We start from the raw sequence: 16,646 nt of genomic DNA, 5'->3' as shown, positions 1-16,646 counted from the left end.
AAGGATACAAGCATGAGCGAGACCGCAAACCTCAAGGTCGACGGCAAGGAATTCGATTATCCGGTCATGTCCGGTACGGTCGGCCCCGATGTCATCGATATCCGCAAGCTGTACGCGCAGACCGACAATTTCACCTATGATCCGGGCTTCACCTCGACCGCCTCGTGCCAGTCGAAGCTGACCTATATCGACGGCGATGCGGGCACGCTGCTCCACCGCGGCTACACGATCGGCGAGCTCGCCGAACAGTCGAACTTCATGGAAGTCGCCTATCTGCTGCTGAACGGCGAACTGCCCAGCGAAGAAGAGCTGTCGACCTTCTCGAACACGATCACGCGCCACACGATGGTGCATGAGCAGCTCGCGCAGTTCTTCCGCGGGTTCCGTCGCGACGCGCATCCGATGGCGATCCTGTGCGGCGTCGTCGGCGCGCTGTCGGCCTTCTATCACGATTCGACCGACATCCACGATCCGGCACAGCGCGTCATCGCGTCGCATCGCCTGATCGCCAAGATGCCGACGATCGCCGCGATGGCGTACAAGTACAGCGTCGGCCAGCCGTTCGTCTATCCGGACAACACGCTGAGCTACACCGGCAACTTCCTGAAGATGACGTTCGCCGTGCCAGCGGAGAAGTACGTCGTGAACCCGATCGTCGAAAAGGCGATGGACCGCATCTTCATCCTCCACGCCGATCACGAGCAGAATGCGTCGACCTCGACCGTCCGTCTCGCCGGCTCGTCGGGCGCCAACCCGTTCGCGTGCATCGCGGCCGGCATCGCCTGCCTGTGGGGCCCAGCACATGGCGGCGCCAACGAAGCCGCGCTCAACATGCTGCACGAGATCGGTACGGTTGACCGGATCCCCGAGTTCATCGCCCGCGCGAAGGACAAGAACGATCCGTTCCGCCTGATGGGCTTCGGCCACCGCGTCTACAAGAACTACGATCCGCGTGCGGCCGTCATGCAGACGACCGTCAAGGAAGTGCTCGGCGAGCTGGGTGTCACCGACCCCGTGTTCGACGTCGCGATCGAGCTCGAGCGTCTGGCGCTGAGCGATCCCTACTTCATCGAGAAGAAGTTGTTCCCGAACGTCGACTTCTATTCGGGCGTCATCCTCTCGGCGATCGGCTTCCCGACCTCGATGTTCACCGTTCTCTTCGCGCTTGCCCGCACCGTCGGCTGGGTCGCGCAGTGGAACGAGATGATCACCGATCCCGACCAGAAGATCGGCCGTCCGCGCCAGCTCTACAGCGGCCCGACGCAGCGCGACTATACGCCGATGGCGTCGCGCTGAGATGAAGCTCCGGCCGATCCTGATGGTCATCGGCGTGATGTGCGCGCTGATGGGGTTCCTGTGGATCGGCCAGGGGCTTGGATATGTCCATTGGCCGCGATCGAGCTTCATGCTCGATCAGCGGCCTTGGGCGGACCGCGGCGCCGCGCTCGCGGTATTAGGCCTGGTACTGATCCTGGCCGCGCGTCGCCTGCGTCGGTAACGACAACACGAACCGAGCCCCCTCGCCGATCGCGCTGTCGATCGTCAGGTCGCCGCCCATCGCGCGTGCCAGCCGCCGCGCGATATAGAGCCCGAGGCCGTTGCCGCCCGGCTCGGACGCGTCGACCCGCTCGAACTTCTCGAAAATTCGCGCATGATCCGCGGGCGCCACGCCCTTGCCGGTATCCGCGACGACGACGGTCACCTGATCGCTCCCCGTATGCGTCGTCACCTGCACCGCGCCACCCGACTGCGAATAGCGCACCGCGTTGCCGATCAAATTGACCAGGATCTGCAACACGCGCCGGAAATCACCGCGCGCGACGACGCGGGCTTCCGCGGCGGGCCGGGTGATCGTCACGTTTGCGTTGCCCGCCCGCACCGCCAGCAGCCCGGCAGCACGCCGCGCAATATCGGCCAGATCGATCGTCTCGAGAAGCAGCGCGAAGTCGGGCCGCTCGACCGCCTGAAGATCGACCAGATCGTCGACCAGCGCCAACAGATGGCGGCCGGCATTGGCGATATCTGCCGCATAATCGGCATAATCGGGCTGCACCAGGCCATCGGTCTGCGCATGGATACTGTCGGCGTTCGCAACGATGCGCGCCAGCGGCGTCCGCAGCGCACGGTCTAGCCCGGCGGTGAAGGTCGGCGACAGCTGGTCCGCCCCCGCCGGCCGCGGCTTGGCGGGCGGCGATGGTACGTCCGCGGGATCGTCGACCAGTTGCCCGCTGCCGATGAACCCCGCAAAGGCACGTTCCGCGTCACGGCGAACCACGGCGCTCAGCATGATCGCGCGGCCCGACCCCCGCAGCCGCGCGGGCTGTGCGTCGAGCGGCTGGCGGCGCGCGACCGCGTCGAGGATCGGCAGCGCGCCGTCATCGCCGCTGTCGAGCATGACGAGGCTCGTCAGCGGCTTGCCGAGCAGCGCGAGCGGGTCGACGCCCATGCGGGGCCCTGCGTCGGGCGATACGAATGTCAGGCGAAGTGCAGCGTCGGTCTCCCAGCGCCAGTCGGCACCACTCGACAGGAAATCGACGCCTGCACCGGGGTTTGGTGCCGCTGGACGCCACGGCTGGAGTTCGCGCCAGCCGCTCACCGCAAGGCCGACCGTATCGCCCTCGGGCTGCGCACGGACCCACAGATCGAGATCGACGTCGTCATCGGCGATCACCACGCTGCGCGAAACCGCGATTCCCAGCCGGCGCGCCAGGCGTGCGATCATTGCGAGCTGCGGCACCGCGATCGGCGCGCCGATCACCCCCCCGGCGCGGCTGTTGAGCGCAAGCAGGATCGGATCCGCCGACAGCAACACGCCGTCCCCTGCCACTTCCGCCAGTGCGACCGCAGTGTCGCCTGTCATATATCCCGTCATCGTCGGTCTGCCCCGGCCAGCGCCCGCAACGCCGCGCGAAACTCGCGGTGCATCGCCAGCGGTGCGATCGCCGCGCGCGCATCGTCGACCGCGACGCTCGCGATGCTGTCGAGCGCGTCGGCGAAACTTTCGATATCACGGCGCGGATCGGCATCGGCCAGCGCCAGTCCGATCCGCGCGATCGTCTCCCGGTCGAGATCCGCCGCCCGCAGTGCCAGCCACAGTTGCTCTCCGTCGGGATCGAGTACGATCACCCGGACCTGTTCGGCATCAATCCCGATCGCATGCGCCAGCACCGCGACGAACAGGGTCAGACGCCGGTCGCCGAGCGCCTCGACCAGCAGCGCCGGCAATTCGTCGCGACGGGCATCGATCGCTGCGGCGAGGCGGATCGCGACGGCTTCGGGGCGCTCCGCGTCATCATGCGCGGCAAGGCTGCGCAGCGCCGCTTCGGTGATCGCCTGATCGCTCTGCCCGCGGCCCTGCATCGCGACCATCTCGCCAGCGTCCTTCAAGGCATCGTCAAGCCCGTCGCGCACCGCCGCGGCTACCCACCAGACGAGGCGGCGATGCAGGTCGGCGGGCACGTCGCTTCCCGCGATCATTCCCGATTCATTGGCCGCGCGACGCCGGCTTTCCGCCGCGAGCAGCGCGCCGGCCGCGGTGGCGACGGTCGTATCCGACACCCCCGTCAGGCGGATCAACAGGCTCGGCTCCTCGGGACCGGCGATCGCGGCGGGAAGGGCATCGGCGATCAGGTCATGCCGGACGCGTGCGATCAGGTCCTTCATCAGATCGCGGTCGCGCAACACCCCCGACCGCGTCAGCCGCAGCAAGGCGCCGCCCTGCGTCAGGATCGCCTCCGCCCGCGTCGTCTCCCCCAGCCCGGCAAGAACGCGGGCGGCATGACGGCGGATATCCGCCTCGATCGCCCCGATGATGCCGCGCAGGACATGTGCCAGCATCAACCGCGTACGTTCCTCCAGCCGCGCATCGGCGGTCAGGAAAAAGTCGGTGATCGTGGTTTCCAGCCGGTCGTCGGCCCGCTGACGCGCACGCGCGGCGCGCGCGATCGCACTCGCGCGTGACAGCGCGGGATCAGGCAAGGGTTCAGAGCCAACCGACATGCGCCGTGCCTACCCCCTTATTATTAAGGCGGTACTAAGGCTGAAGACGAAGATGCTCGATTGCCGCAGCCAGCGTGACCGTCGCGTACAGCCCGGCGATCGCAAGGCCCAACAGCGGAAATCCGAGGATCGCGACGATCGTGACAATCAGCAGATAGGCCGGCGCACTGCCCCACCACATGCGACGCGCCCGCTCGACGATCGCGCGTTCGCCCAGCGCTGCGATCGCGAGCAGTGCGGCCGCCATGACCAGCGCGCTGTTGTCGGCCGAATAGCCCGCCCACAGAAAGGCAAACAGCAGAACGGCGAGCGCGCTGACGACGCCGATTCCGCGCGTCTGCATCGTCGCGACCGACTCATCGTCGCGCAGGCCACTCAGCACCGAGCCGATCGCCAGACCGACACAGGCCGTGCTGGCAAGCACCAGTCCGGTCGCCAGCCAGCCGAACAGCATGGCGCCAAGCCCGGCTGCGGCGATACCCAGCGACGTCGCGCCGACGGTCGTGCCAGCAACGCTCTTATCGACCAGGAACGGCAGGCCGAGCCTGGCGATCGGCGCGAGCACGAAACGGTCGAACCAGCCGCTGCGCCCCGACACGATCGTCGCCAGCACGGCACGGCCGCGTTCTTCCAGCGTCCGCGCCTCGCGCTCGATGCCGTGCCCGCTGCGAATTGCATCGGTCGGCAGCAGGATCTGCACCGCGCGCGCCTGCACCGCGATCCGCAGCAGCGTCGATTGAAGGTCGTAATCATTGGGCAGGCCCGCGACTTCGGCGATCCATGCGGGCTCCAGCCGGGCGACACCGGCCCATGCCATCTGGCCACCGACGCGCTCGAACCCGGGTCCCGCATCGTCCTCAGGCACGACGAGCAGCGCATCGCCGCCCTCGTTCGCCATCGCCGCGACGATGCTCTCGGTCGTCACCAGCCCATCGCCGAGCATCAAGACGCGCGCCAGCGGATGGAGCTTTTCCATCGCCTCGGCCGCAGTCCGGACGGTATCGACCGCGACACCACGGCGGTTGATGCGATTGATCGCGCCCAGCAACTCAGGCGTCAGCCGCGCGACGACCACGATGACCTGACGCACGCCGGCTGCAATCAGCAACCGCGCCTGATACTCGATCAGCGTGACGCCGCTGAACGGCAAAGTGGCAGCCAGGCGATCGGGGCGATCGTCGGCATCGTGAATAGCAAAGAGAAGCCCGGCAAGCATCTGCGGCTGTTAGGCGTCGAAACGACGGATGCAAAGCCCGTGCGTCAGAAGCACGCGCAGATCACCGCCCTGCATCCGGGTCAAAGCTGCTTTACCGCGTCGCGCAGCCGACGCAGCATGTCGTCGTCGCCGGGCGGGGTGTCGGCCGCCGCGCGCGCCAGCGTCATCAGCGGCATCGCGCCAAAGCTCGCCGCCAGCCCCTTCAGCCGCCATGCCGCGGCGCGCCATGCCTCGGCGTCGGATGCGTCCACCATAGCGTCCAGCGCGTCGGCGGCGCTGTGGGTGAAGGCGAGGTGCAGGTCGGCGATCAGCAGCGGATCGTCCCCGACCGCGGCTGCCAGGGCGGCGTCGATTGCTCCGGGATCATAGGCCATGAGATGGGGCGTACACGCGACCGACTTAACGGGAGGTTGCGCTATTCGCTTTGTCAAAGCCGATTTCATGGTAAAACCCGGACATGAACGGGGGTTCTTCCATCATCGGCCTGCGCGCGGACCCTGCCCGGGATCCGGACCTTGGCGACGTCCCACCACCGCCTTTGAAGGAACGCGCACCCGTGTTTATCGACGACTATATCCTGCCGGCGGACGACGACGGCGCCGATCGCGGGCGGATCTTCGCGGGTGCGGCGATCGCCGCGGTCCTGCTCTGGCTCGCCGTCATGCTCTGGCTCGTCCGCGGCGAGATCGGTGCGATCGGACCGGTCGCGCTGGTCCAGCTCCTCGCAGCGCTGTGCGTCGTGCCGGCGCTGATCGGCATCATCTGGTTGCTCGCGATGCGGACGAGCCGGGCCGAGGCGGCGCGGTTCGGGGTCACGGCGCGCGCGATGCAGGCGGAGTCCGCCCGGCTCGAACAGGCGGTCGCCGCGACCGCGCAGACGATCGACCGCAATCGCCGTCATCTGGCGGACCAGGTCGACACGCTGATGACGATGGGCGAGACCGCGCATCAGTTTCTCGGCGCGATCGGCGAAGGCTTCGCGACCGAGATCGAACGCGCCGACGCGCACACGCGCAGCCTCGTTGCCGCGGCCGACGCGACGCAGACGTCGCTCGGTGTCCTGCTTGCCTCGCTGCCGCGCGCGCATGCCGAGACCGAAGCGATGGCGGACCAGCTCGAACGCGCCGGCCTTTCCGCCAGCGAGCATGCCGGTGCCCTCGATGCGCAGATCGGCGCGCTGGCGGCCCGTGGGCGGGAGGCCGATGCGGTGGCGAGCGGCGCGGCGCAGCGGCTGGCCGCACATATTATCCGGATGGAGGCGACCAGTGAAACCGCCGGCGCCCGGCTCGAGGCGGTTACCGAGACGATGTCCGCGGAGGTTGACGCACTGCTCGGGCGTACAGCGGATGCGGTCGACGACGCACGCAAGGGCATTGCCGCGCAGGGTGACGCGGTGCTGGCGATGGTCCGCGCCAATCAGGTGGCGCTCGACGGCGCGACGCGCGCGAGCGCCGAGGCGATTGCCGACCGGATCGCCGGCGTCGATTCGGCGATCGCCCAGGTGGCGCGCCGCCTAGAGGAGCAGCGTACAGCCGGGGAGGATATCCTCGGCTCGCTCGGTTCAGGCCTCGACCAGGTCGAGACGCGGATCGACACGCTCCACCATCATGGTGTCGAACGAACCCAGCTGCTCGCTGCGTCGATCAGCGCACTGGGCGGCTCGGCGGACGCGATGACCGAGGCGCTCCGCTCGGGCGAGGCGATGGCGGGGCGGACGATCGGCACGACCGAATCGCTGCTGATCGCCCTCGACGCCGCGGCGCGCGAGATCGACGAAACCCTGCCTGACGCGCTGTCCCGGCTCGACCGGCGCGTCGCCGACAGCAAGGCGATCGTGGTCGCGGCAAAGCCCGAATTGCTCGCGCTCGTCACCGCGGCCGAAAGTACGCACGACGCGATTGAGGCGATTGCCGGTGTCATCGCCGAACAGCGTAGCGTGCTCGATCGCCTGTCGAACACGCTGCTCGACACGCTGGCCTCGGGTCGCGCCAAGGCGGACGCACTGGGCCAGATGGTCGACGAGACGATCGATCGCACCAACAGCTTCTCCGAAGAGGCCGCACCCCGTCTCGTCGAGGCGTTGCTGCGCGTCCGCGAGACCGCGACCGCGGCGGCGGATACAGCGCGCCACACGCTCGCTCAGGTCATTCCCGACGCCGCGCAGGCGCTCGAGCTCGCCAGCAGTGCTGCGCTGCGCCGCGCGACCGGCGACACCGTCGATCGGCAGATCCAGGCGATCGGCGACGCGACCGACGCCGCGGTCGACGCGACGACGCGCGCGACCGAGCGGCTGGCGGCACAGGTCGAGGCGATCGCACAGCAGACAGCGGTCGTCGAAACCCGACTCGAAGAGGCGCGCAACGACCGCGAAACCGCCGACCGCGACACGTTCGCGCGGCGGGTCTCGCTGCTCATTGAATCGCTAAATTCGGCCTCGATCGACATCGCCAAGGCGTTCGCGCCCGAAGTCGCCGACAGCGCCTGGGCCGCCTATCTCAAGGGCGATCGCGGCGTCTTCACCCGCCGTGCGGTGCGCATCCTCGATACGAACGACGCCCGGTCGATCGCGAACCTGTATGACGACGATGCGGGCTTCCGCGAAATGGTGAACCGCTACATCCACGACTTCGAATCGATGTTGCGCGCGATCCTGGCACAGCGCGACGGCTCACCGCTCGGTGTCACCCTGCTCTCGTCGGATATGGGCAAACTCTACGTGGCGCTCGCACAGGCGATCGAACGCCTCCGCTAAAGGGGGCGCCCGCCCCGGTCGCGCTAGCGGCGGACCATGTCGCGTGTGTCGAACAGGTCGAACATCTGCGGCGTGATCCAGCCGTAAGCGTAATTCAGCTGGAACAGCACGAACAGCGTCGTTGCGACGATCGTCACGCGCCAGGCGACCCGGCCGGCGTGGAAATCATGCGGCGCACTCTCGGACTGGCCGGGGACGGTTTCGCCCCCGACCTCACGCGTCGTCCGCACACCGAATGGCAGGACCAGGAACACCGAGAACGCCCAGAACAGGACGTAGATCGCGAGTGCCGAGGTCCAGCGCATCGGCTCAGCCTTCGATCAGCAGAACGTCGACGATCGGCTTCTTGCCGGTCCAGCGCGTCGAGACCTTGCGGACCGCAAGCCGGACCTGCTCACGCATCTTGTCGATATCGCGCTTGCCGCCCCGCACGGTGTCGGCAACCGCCTGGACCGCATCCGCGACGAACGCGGCACGATCTTCCTCCACCGGCACGCCCTGAACGCGGACCTGCGGCTGGCCGAGCATCCGCCCGTCCTTGCCGATCGCTACCGCGACCGAAATCTGGCCGTTGATCGCCAGCTTGCGACGCTCATTGAGCGTAGTGCCGTCCGCCGGCAGGATCACGTCACCGTCGAGGACCAGGCGGCCGACCGTCGCATTGCCGATCTTGACCGGCCCCTTGGGCGCCAGCCGGACGATGTCGCCGTTGCTCTGCACCAGCGCACGGGGAATCCCCTGCTCCAGCCCAAAGCGCGCATGTTCCATCATGTGGCGCATCTCGCCATGCGTCGGGATCAGCGTGTCGGGACGCAGCCACTCGTACATCTGCGCGAGTTCCGGCTGGCCGGGATGGCCCGAGACGTGGACGTGCGCCTGGCGCTCGGTCACCATCCGGATGCCCTTGGCGGCCAGCGTGTTCTGGATGCGGCCGATCTGAACCTCGTTGCCGGGGATCTGCTTCGACGAGAAGATCACCGTGTCATCGGCCTCGAGCGTGATCGTATGGCTGCCATTGGCGACCCGCGCGAGCGCAGCGCGCTCCTCGCCCTGCCCGCCGGTGGCGATGATCAGGACCTTGTTCTTGGGCAGCCGCATCGCGGTGTCGGGATCGATCGTCTCGGGGAAATCCTTCAGATACCCCGTCGCACGCGCGACCTTGATGATCCGGTCGAGCGAGCGTCCAGTGACGCACAGCTTGCGCCCGGTTTCCTTCGCCACTTCGCCGAACGTGTGGAGCCGAGCAGCATTCGACGCGAAGCTGGTGATCATCACCCGGCCCTTGGCCTTGCTGACCTCTTCGAACAGGCCCTTGCGGACTGTGCTCTCGCTCCCCGACGCGGTGGTGTTGAAGATGTTCGTCGAATCGCAGACCAGGACGTCGACGCCCTTGTCGCCGATCGCCATGAAGCCTTCGGGCTTGGTCGGATTGCCGATCACCGGGTTCTTGTCGAGCTTCCAGTCGCCGGTGTGGAACACGCGACCATAGGGCGTGTCTATCAGCAGCGCGTTCGCCTCGGGAATCGAATGCGACATTTCGACGAAGGTGAAGCCGAACGGCCCGAGCTGGAAGTTGCCGCCCATCGGGATCATCTTGAGCTTCACGCGGTTGGCGATCCCCTCTTCCTCGAGCTTGCCGCGGACCAGCCCCATCGTGAACGGCGTCGCATAGATCGGCACGCCCAGGTCTTCGGCAAGATAGGGCAGCGATCCGATATGGTCTTCATGGCCGTGCGTGATCACGATGCCGAGCAGATCGTCGATCCGCTCCTCGATGAAGGACAGGTCGGGCAGGATGACGTCGACGCCGGGATATTGCGGATCGGCAAAGGTGATGCCGAGATCGACCATCACCCATTTGCCCTGGCAGCCATACAGGTTGACGTTCATGCCGATTTCGCCGGAGCCGCCAAGGCCACAGAAAAGGAGTTCGTTCTTCGGAGTCATTGATTACTTTCAGGATTACAGGGGAATGTGGCCCGCAGGCCGGTTGGCGCGAGCCCAATGGCCCTAGATATGGTGACGGTCCCACATCATCGCCAGCCCCTGGATCGTCAGGTCGGCCTCGATGACGTCGAACACGTCGGTCTGTTTTTCGAAGAGGGTCGCAAGTCCGCCGGTCGCGATGACCTTGACCGGACGCCCGACCTCGGCCTTCATCCGCGCGACCAGCCCCTCGATCATCGCGACATAGCCCCAATAGATGCCGATGTGCATCTGCGAGACCGTGTTCAGCCCGATCACGCTGGTATCGGCGGGCGCCTCGATCGCGATCCGCGGCAATTTGGCGGCAGCGGTGACCAGCGCGTCGAGCGACAGGTTGATTCCCGGCGCGATGATGCCGCCCTTGTACGCGCCGCGATAGTCGACGAGGTCGAACGTGGTCGCGGTGCCGAAATCGATGACGATCAGGTCGCCGTCGTGCAGCGCATGCGCGGCGATCGTGTTGACCGCACGGTCAGCGCCGAGCGATGCCGGCTCGTCGACATCGATTGCGATCCCCCATTCGACCGGGGCACGACCGGCGATCAGCGCCTCGGTCGCGAAATATTTCGACGCCAGCACCTGCAAATTGTGCAGCGCGCGCGGCACCACCGTTGCGATAATCACGCCCTCGACCGCGCCTCGGTCATGCCCGCCAAGCTGCATCAGCTGGCTCAGCCACACCGCATACTCGTCCGCGGTACGACGCGGATCGGTCGCGATCCGCCACCGCGCGACGATGACGCCCTTCTCGACGAGCGCGAACACGACATTGGTATTGCCGGCATCGATGGCGAGCAGCATGCGGGGACCTTCAACCTTTCCGTGCGGATAGTGCATAGTCGAGACCCGCGGCGATGGCGATGACGCGCCGCATCACAGCAGGAATATGTCGGCGGCGTGGATGACACGACGCTCGCCCGTCGCGGTGCGCAGGATCAACGCGCCATCGCTATCGAGCCCCACGAACAGCCCCTCGACCGCGTCGCCGTCGGCGAGCCGAGCGGTCAGCGGGGTGCCCGCCGGATGCGCGCAATCGATCCAGCGCGCGCGGACCGGCGCCAGCCCCTCCGTCCGCCAGCGCGCGACCCAGCGCGCAAACCCGTCGGCAAGGATGTCGAGGAACGACGCGGGCTCAACGACGACGCCGTGCACCGTGAGATCAGTCGTCTTGCGATCGGCCAACTCGGGATGGTGCGCGATATTGACGCCGAAACCAACGACGACCGCATCGTCCGCGCGCTCGAGCAGGATGCCGGACAGCTTGGCATCGGCAAGTAACAGGTCGTTCGGCCATTTGAGCAGCAGCGTCGCGCTCGAGTCCGTGGTTCCCTGTCGGATACCGGCAACGACGAAGGTCGACACGGCCTCATACAACGCGACTGCCGCGACGAGCGCGAGGCTGGCGGCGGGCGGATCGCCCAGGCGCAACCGCACCAGCGTGCTCGCATAGAGATTGCCGTCGGGGGACGACCATTCCCGCCCCTGCCGGCCGCGTCCTGCAGTCTGCCGAACCGCCCTCAGCCAGAGGCCGTCATCGGCGCCGGTGCGAGCCAGCGCCAGCAGGTCGGCATTGGTCGATCCTGTCTCCGCAACGGTACGGATAATGCTCAGAACAACGCCCGCGCTGCCGCCATCGTCCATGCGCCGAGCACGGGGATGAGCAGATAGCCGGCCGGCGAGACGAATACCGCCGCCAGCGCGATCAACCCGCCCTCGACCTTGTTCTCCATCGGCGCAAAGGCGGGTGCCGGATCGTCGAAGTACATCGTCTTGACGACGCGCAGGTAATAATAGGCGCCGATCACCGATGCCGCGATGCCGACCACGGCGAGCGGGAAGAGGCCTGCATCGACTGCCGCACTGAACACCGCGAACTTCGCATAGAAGCCGAACAGCGGCGGAATACCGGCAAGGCTGAACATGAAGATCGCGAGTGCGGCGGCAAGCCCCGGCCGCGTCCGCGACATGCCCGCCAGGCTCGCGATCGTCTCGACCGGCTGCCCGTCATCGCCGCGCATCTGCAGCACGACCAGGAACGAGCCCAAGGTCATCGCGACATAGATCGTCAGATACATCAGCACGCCCGACACACCTTCCGGCGTCCCTGCAGCGAGACCGATCAGTGCGAAGCCGACATTGTTGATCGACGAATAGGCCAGCAGGCGCTTGACGTTGGTCTGGCCGATGGCGGCGACCGCGCCGAGGATGATCGAGGCGAGCGCCGCGAAGATCACGATCTGGCGCCACTGGTCCGTTGCCGGCCCCATTGCCTCGATCGCGACGCGCACCGCCATCGCCATTGCCGCGACCTTGGGAGCCGAGGCGAAGAAGGCGGTGACCGGGGTCGGTGCGCCTTCATAGACGTCGGGCGTCCACATGTGGAACGGCACTGCGCTGATCTTGAATGCAAGCCCTGCGAAGACGAACACCAGACCGAACAGCAAGCCAAGCGACTTGGTCCCGGCATAGGCGTCGGCGATGCCCGAGAACAATGTCGTGCCGCTGAAACCGTAGACCAGCGAGATGCCGTACAACAGGATGCCGCTGGCGAGCGCGCCGAGCACGAAATACTTCAGACCCGCCTCGGCCGAGCGCCCGTCGCGCCGCATGAAGCTGGCGAGGACGTACGCCGCAAGGCTCTGCAGCTCGAGACCGACATAGAGCGTCAGCATGTCGCTGGCCGAGACCATGATGCCCATGCCACAGGCCGACAGCAGGATCAGCACGGGGTATTCGGGACGAAGATCCTCGCCCTGTGACCGCGCGAAGAAGCTCGGCGCCATCATGATAGCGACCGCGGAGGCGATATAGATCAGCACCTTGGCAAAGGCACCGAACGCATCGGCACGGTAGAGGCCGTCGAACGCATAGCCGCCCGACGATGCCGGGCCGACCAACGCGATCCCGGCGCCGACCAAGACGAACACGGAGGCGATCGACACGGCGCGCGTCGACGTGTCCCCGCCCCAGGCCGAGACGAGCATCAGCGCGATCGCGCCCAGCGCCAGCACCAGCTCGGGCAGCGTCATTGCGATGTTAGCGGCGTATTCCATCAGTGTGCCTCCCCGTGCGCGGCTTCATGCACGGTGGCGGGCTTCCCCGCAGTTGGGTTCGAATCGCTGGCCGGCTTGGCGCGGTCGACGCGCGCGAGCAGGACGCTGACATCCTTGCGCATCGGCGCGAGGAAGCTCTCGGGATAGACGCCCATCCACAGCACGACGGCTGCGATCGGCGCGAGCAACCAGAATTCGCGCGCCGACAGGTCTACCATGCCGCGAACCTCGTCCGACTTGATCTCGCCAAAGACCACGCGACGGTAGAGATACAGCATGTACGCTGCGCCGAGGATGATGCTCGTCGTGCAGAGCAGCGCCGTCCAGGTCGAGACCTGATAGGTGCCCATCAGCGACAGGAACTCGGCGACGAAGCCGCTGGTGCCCGGCAAACCGATCGACGCCATGGTGAAGAACAGGAAGAAGATCGCATAGCGCGGCATGTTGATCGCCAGACCACCATAGCGGGAGATCTCGCGCGTATGGAGCTGGTCGTAGATCACGCCGACGCACAGGAACAATGCACCCGATACCAGCCCGTGGCTCAGCATCATGATCATCGCGCCTTCGATACCCTGGCGGTTGAACGCGAAGAGACCGATCGTGACGATCGCCATATGCGCGACCGACGAATAGGCGATCAGCTTCTTCATGTCCGACTGCACGAGCGCGACCAGCGACGTGTAGATCACCGCGACCGCCGACAGACCGAAGATCAGCCAGGTCAACTGGCCCGAGGCTTCGGGGAACATCGGCAGCAGGAAGCGCAGGAAGCCGTATCCGCCAAGCTTCAGCAGCACGCCGGCCAGGATCACCGACCCTGCGGTCGGCGCCTGCACGTGCGCGTCGGGCAACCAGGTATGGACCGGCCACATCGGCATTTTGACCGCGAACGACGCGAAGAACGCCAGCCACAGCCACGTCTGCACATGCGCCGGGAAGTCGTAGTTCAGCAGCGCCGGGATGCTGGTCGTACCGGCGGTCTTCGCCATGTACAGCATCGCGATGAACATCAGGACCGAGCCGAGCAGCGTGTACAGGAAGAACTTGTACGACGCGTAGATCCGGTTTGCGCCGCCCCAGATGCCGATGATCAGGTACATCGGGATCAGGCCGGCTTCGAAGAACACGTAGAACAGGAACAGGTCCTGCGCCGCGAACGTGCCGATCATCAGCACTTCGGTGAACAGGAACGCCGCCATATATTCCGGCACGCGCGTCGTGATCGAGCGCCAGCTGGCACCGATGCAGATCGGCATCAGGAACACGCTGAGCATGATCAGCATCAGCGCGAAGCCGTCGATACCGAGCGACCAGCCGAACGGCCCGAAGATGCCGGGGGCATGTTCGACGAACTGCCACTGCGCGCCGCCGATGTCGAAGTTCATCCACAGCATAATGCCGAGTACGAAGTCGATCAGCGTCGCCGCCAGCGCGAGCATCCGGGCCGTGTTCGCCGAGACGAACAGGCACGCGATAGCCGCGATCATCGGGACCGCGATCAGGACGGAGAGGATAGGAAAGCCGGTCATCAATAGAGTCCGATCGCCCAGGTTACGGCGGCTGTCAGGCCGATCAGCATGACGAAGGCATAGGTGTAGAGATATCCCGTCTGGAAGCGGCCGGCGACGCGCGCGCCGACCTGGACCAGCCAGGCCGACCCGTCGGGGCCGAACCGGTTGATCGTCTTCTCGTCACCGCGGTGCCACAGGAAGCGGCCGATCGCGAAGGCAGGGCGGACGAAGATCAGGTCGTATAGCTCGTCGAAATACCACTTATGCAGCAGGAAGTCGTAGAGCACGCCGAACTGTTCGATCACCTTGCCCGGGAAGGACGGGTTCTTGATATAGGCGTACCAGGCGGTCAGCAGGCCGAGCAGCATCGCGATCGTCGCCGACAGCTTGATGATGAGCGGCACGCCGTGCATCTCGTGCATCAGATGTTCGCGGAACGCGAGTGCGCCCTTCCAGAACTCTTCGCCCGCGCTCGGCTCGATGAAGTAACCGTGGAACACGAAGCCCGCGAGCACCGCGCCGATCGACAGGACGATCAGCGGGATGAGCATAGGCAGCGGGCTCTCATGTGGGTGATACCCGCCATCGCCCTCGGCCACCGCATGCGCGGCATCGTGATGATCGTGCGGCGCATGGCCTGCGTCCTCGGCCTTTGCCGGGTTCGCGTGGTGATCGTCGACATGATGCGCGTCGTGCGCATGGTCGTCGTGACCATGAGCGTCGTGGAGCGCATGCTGGATATGCTCCGAAGCGGCCCAGCGCGGCTTGCCCCAGAAGGTGAGGAACATCACGCGCCACGAATAGAAGCTGGTGAGCAATGCGACGAGCACGCCGACGAACCACACGCCCGGCTGACCCGCGGCCCAGCTCGCCTCGATGATCGCATCCTTCGAATGGAAGCCTGCGAACCCGAATGCGGTGTTGCCGAAGATGCCGGGGATGCCAACGCCGGTAATCGCGAGCGTACCCGCCATCATGCCCCAGAAGGTCACCGGGATCTTCTTACGCAGGCCGCCATAATAGCGCATGTCCTGCTCGTGGTGCATCGCATGGATCACCGAGCCGGCACCCAGGAACAGCAGCGCCTTGAAGAAGGCATGCGTAAACAGGTGGAACATCGCCGCGCCGTACGCGCCGACACCGGCTGCGAAGAACATGTAGCCGAGCTGCGAACAGGTCGAATAGGCGATGACGCGCTTGATGTCGGTCTGGACGAGGCCGCAAGTGGCGGCGAACAGGCAGGTCGCGGCTCCGACCGAGGTGACCACGGTCAGCGCGACCGGGCTCATCTCGAACATCGGCGACAGGCGGCACACCATGAACACGCCCGCGGTGACCATCGTCGCCGCGTGGATCAGCGCCGACACCGGGGTCGGGCCTTCCATCGCGTCCGGCAGCCAGGTGTGCAGGCCGAGCTGTGCCGACTTGCCCATCGCGCCGACGAACAGCAGCAGGCAGAGCACCGTCATCGTATCGAAGCGGTAGCCGAGGAAGCCGATCGTCGATCCGGCCATGCCGGGCGCCGCGGCCAGGATCTCGGGGATCGAGACCGTGCCGAACACCAGGAACGTGCCGAAGATGCCGAGCATGAAGCCAAGATCGCCGACGCGGTTGACGACGAACGCCTTGATCGCGGCAGCGCTGGCCGACGGCTTGCGGAACCAGAACCCGATCAGGAGGTAAGACGCGAGGCCCACCCCTTCCCAGCCGAAGAACATCTGGACGAGATTGTTCGCGGTCACGAGCATCAGCATCGCGAAGGTGAACAGCGACAGATACGCGAAGAAGCGCGGCTGGTCGGGATCCTCATCCATATAGCCCCAGCTATACAGATGGACGAGAGCCGACACCGACGTGACGACGACGAGCATCACCGCGGTCAGCGCATCGACGCGCAGCGACCACGCGACGTTCACGTCGCCCGACTGGATGAAGTTGAGCAACGGCTCGACGGTCGCGCTGCTGGTGCCCGCCATGAAGCCGAGGAAGATCGGCCATGACAACAGGCACGACGCGAACAACGCGGCCGTGGTGACGATTTTCGCCGGCACGTTGCCGATCGCGCGATTGCCGAACCCGGCAACGATCGCGGCCAGTAACGGCAGGAAGACGATAAGCTGGATCAA

14 protein-coding genes are annotated in these 16,646 nt (G+C 66.3%); 3 read left to right on the top strand and 11 right to left on the bottom strand.

The window, feature by feature from the left end; all coding sequences use genetic code 11:
- The first annotated feature begins 12 nt into the window (after positions 1 to 12).
- Complete coding sequence (locus SOM18_RS06920) at positions 13 to 1,296, top strand: citrate synthase (RefSeq protein ID WP_031395755.1); 1,284 nt, start codon at positions 13 to 15, stop codon at positions 1,294 to 1,296.
- 1 nt (position 1,297) lies between these two features.
- On the top strand, positions 1,298 to 1,498 hold the full coding sequence (locus tag SOM18_RS06915) for a hypothetical protein (protein WP_031440938.1): 201 nt from the start codon (positions 1,298 to 1,300) through the stop codon (positions 1,496 to 1,498).
- On the opposite strand, the gene SOM18_RS06910 is transcribed toward SOM18_RS06915, so the two are convergent.
- The 4 genes from SOM18_RS06910 to SOM18_RS06895 all read right to left on the bottom strand — a co-directional run bounded on the left by SOM18_RS06910 (position 1,454) and on the right by SOM18_RS06895 (position 5,589).
- Complete coding sequence (locus SOM18_RS06910; RefSeq protein WP_192008320.1) at positions 1,454 to 2,860, bottom strand: sensor histidine kinase; 1,407 nt, start codon at positions 2,858 to 2,860, stop codon at positions 1,454 to 1,456. The genes SOM18_RS06915 and SOM18_RS06910 overlap by 45 nt on opposite strands.
- 8 nt (positions 2,861 to 2,868) lie before the next feature.
- Positions 2,869 to 3,999 carry a DUF2336 domain-containing protein gene (locus tag SOM18_RS06905; protein WP_031394560.1) on the bottom strand — a complete coding sequence of 377 codons (1,131 nt, stop codon included), beginning with the start codon at positions 3,997 to 3,999 and terminating at the stop codon, positions 2,869 to 2,871.
- Positions 4,000 to 4,033: 34 nt separating this feature from the next.
- A complete protein-coding gene (locus tag SOM18_RS06900; protein ID WP_031440941.1) occupies positions 4,034 to 5,215 on the bottom strand; it encodes a hypothetical protein in 1,182 nt (393 codons plus the stop codon).
- Between the two features lie 80 nt (positions 5,216 to 5,295).
- Positions 5,296 to 5,589 carry an Hpt domain-containing protein gene (locus tag SOM18_RS06895; RefSeq protein ID WP_031440942.1) on the bottom strand — a complete coding sequence of 98 codons (294 nt, stop codon included), beginning with the start codon at positions 5,587 to 5,589 and terminating at the stop codon, positions 5,296 to 5,298.
- Between the two features lie 182 nt (positions 5,590 to 5,771).
- Here SOM18_RS06895 and SOM18_RS06890 point away from each other — a divergent pair, with 182 nt between their 5' ends.
- Positions 5,772 to 7,967 (top strand): hypothetical protein, encoded by a 2,196-nt coding sequence (locus SOM18_RS06890; protein ID WP_320481472.1) that lies wholly within the window; start codon positions 5,772 to 5,774, stop codon positions 7,965 to 7,967.
- 23 nt (positions 7,968 to 7,990) lie between these two features.
- Here the strand turns inward: SOM18_RS06890 and SOM18_RS06885 are convergent, their stop codons facing one another.
- The 7 genes from SOM18_RS06885 to nuoL form a co-directional block, all read right to left on the bottom strand.
- Positions 7,991 to 8,272, bottom strand: coding sequence for a DUF1467 family protein (locus SOM18_RS06885; RefSeq protein ID WP_031393778.1), 282 nt, complete (start codon positions 8,270 to 8,272; stop codon positions 7,991 to 7,993).
- A 4-nt stretch (positions 8,273 to 8,276) separates the two neighbouring features.
- Positions 8,277 to 9,914 (bottom strand): ribonuclease J, encoded by a 1,638-nt coding sequence (locus SOM18_RS06880; protein WP_031393779.1) that lies wholly within the window; start codon positions 9,912 to 9,914, stop codon positions 8,277 to 8,279.
- A gap of 63 nt (positions 9,915 to 9,977) precedes the next feature.
- On the bottom strand, positions 9,978 to 10,754 hold the full coding sequence (locus SOM18_RS06875) for a type III pantothenate kinase (RefSeq protein WP_031440944.1): 777 nt from the start codon (positions 10,752 to 10,754) through the stop codon (positions 9,978 to 9,980).
- 72 nt (positions 10,755 to 10,826) lie between these two features.
- Positions 10,827 to 11,594 (bottom strand): biotin--[acetyl-CoA-carboxylase] ligase, encoded by a 768-nt coding sequence (locus SOM18_RS06870; RefSeq protein WP_200874039.1) that lies wholly within the window; start codon positions 11,592 to 11,594, stop codon positions 10,827 to 10,829.
- On the bottom strand, positions 11,561 to 13,006 hold the full coding sequence (gene nuoN / locus SOM18_RS06865; RefSeq protein ID WP_031440946.1) for an NADH-quinone oxidoreductase subunit NuoN: 1,446 nt from the start codon (positions 13,004 to 13,006) through the stop codon (positions 11,561 to 11,563). Before nuoN ends, SOM18_RS06870 begins: the two co-directional genes overlap by 34 nt.
- Positions 13,006 to 14,538: an NADH-quinone oxidoreductase subunit M gene (locus tag SOM18_RS06860; protein WP_031440947.1), complete on the bottom strand. Its 1,533-nt coding sequence runs from the start codon at positions 14,536 to 14,538 to the stop codon at positions 13,006 to 13,008. Before SOM18_RS06860 ends, nuoN begins: the two co-directional genes overlap by 1 nt.
- Complete coding sequence (gene nuoL / locus SOM18_RS06855) at positions 14,538 to 16,646, bottom strand: NADH-quinone oxidoreductase subunit L (RefSeq protein WP_031440948.1); 2,109 nt, start codon at positions 16,644 to 16,646, stop codon at positions 14,538 to 14,540. Before nuoL ends, SOM18_RS06860 begins: the two co-directional genes overlap by 1 nt.

The sequence above is a fragment of the Sphingomonas sp. CFBP9019 genome, assembly GCF_034045155.1.
GTDB lineage: Bacteria > Pseudomonadota > Alphaproteobacteria > Sphingomonadales > Sphingomonadaceae > Sphingomonas > Sphingomonas aerolata.
Note: the sequence above shows the minus strand (reverse complement) of the source record. Positions and strands in the feature narration are given on the sequence as shown.

Bases quoted from the DNA above. Each gene is read 5' to 3' on its own strand.
- SOM18_RS06915 (WP_031440938.1), top strand. From the start codon at position 1,298: ATGAAGCTCCGGCCGATCCTGATGGTCATCGGCGTGATGTGCGCGCTG.
- SOM18_RS06900 (WP_031440941.1), bottom strand. From the start codon at position 5,215: ATGCTTGCCGGGCTTCTCTTTGCTATTCACGATGCCGACGATCGCCCC.
- SOM18_RS06910 (WP_192008320.1), bottom strand. From the start codon at position 2,860: ATGACAGGCGACACTGCGGTCGCACTGGCGGAAGTGGCAGGGGACGGC.
- SOM18_RS06870 (WP_200874039.1), bottom strand. From the start codon at position 11,594: ATGGACGATGGCGGCAGCGCGGGCGTTGTTCTGAGCATTATCCGTACC.
- SOM18_RS06895 (WP_031440942.1), bottom strand. From the start codon at position 5,589: ATGGCCTATGATCCCGGAGCAATCGACGCCGCCCTGGCAGCCGCGGTC.
- SOM18_RS06905 (WP_031394560.1), bottom strand. From the start codon at position 3,999: ATGTCGGTTGGCTCTGAACCCTTGCCTGATCCCGCGCTGTCACGCGCG.
- SOM18_RS06885 (WP_031393778.1), bottom strand. From the start codon at position 8,272: ATGCGCTGGACCTCGGCACTCGCGATCTACGTCCTGTTCTGGGCGTTC.
- SOM18_RS06875 (WP_031440944.1), bottom strand. From the start codon at position 10,754: ATGCTGCTCGCCATCGATGCCGGCAATACCAATGTCGTGTTCGCGCTC.
- SOM18_RS06920 (WP_031395755.1), top strand. From the start codon at position 13: ATGAGCGAGACCGCAAACCTCAAGGTCGACGGCAAGGAATTCGATTAT.
- SOM18_RS06880 (WP_031393779.1), bottom strand. From the start codon at position 9,914: ATGACTCCGAAGAACGAACTCCTTTTCTGTGGCCTTGGCGGCTCCGGC.
- SOM18_RS06860 (WP_031440947.1), bottom strand. From the start codon at position 14,538: ATGACCGGCTTTCCTATCCTCTCCGTCCTGATCGCGGTCCCGATGATC.
- nuoN (WP_031440946.1), bottom strand. From the start codon at position 13,006: ATGGAATACGCCGCTAACATCGCAATGACGCTGCCCGAGCTGGTGCTG.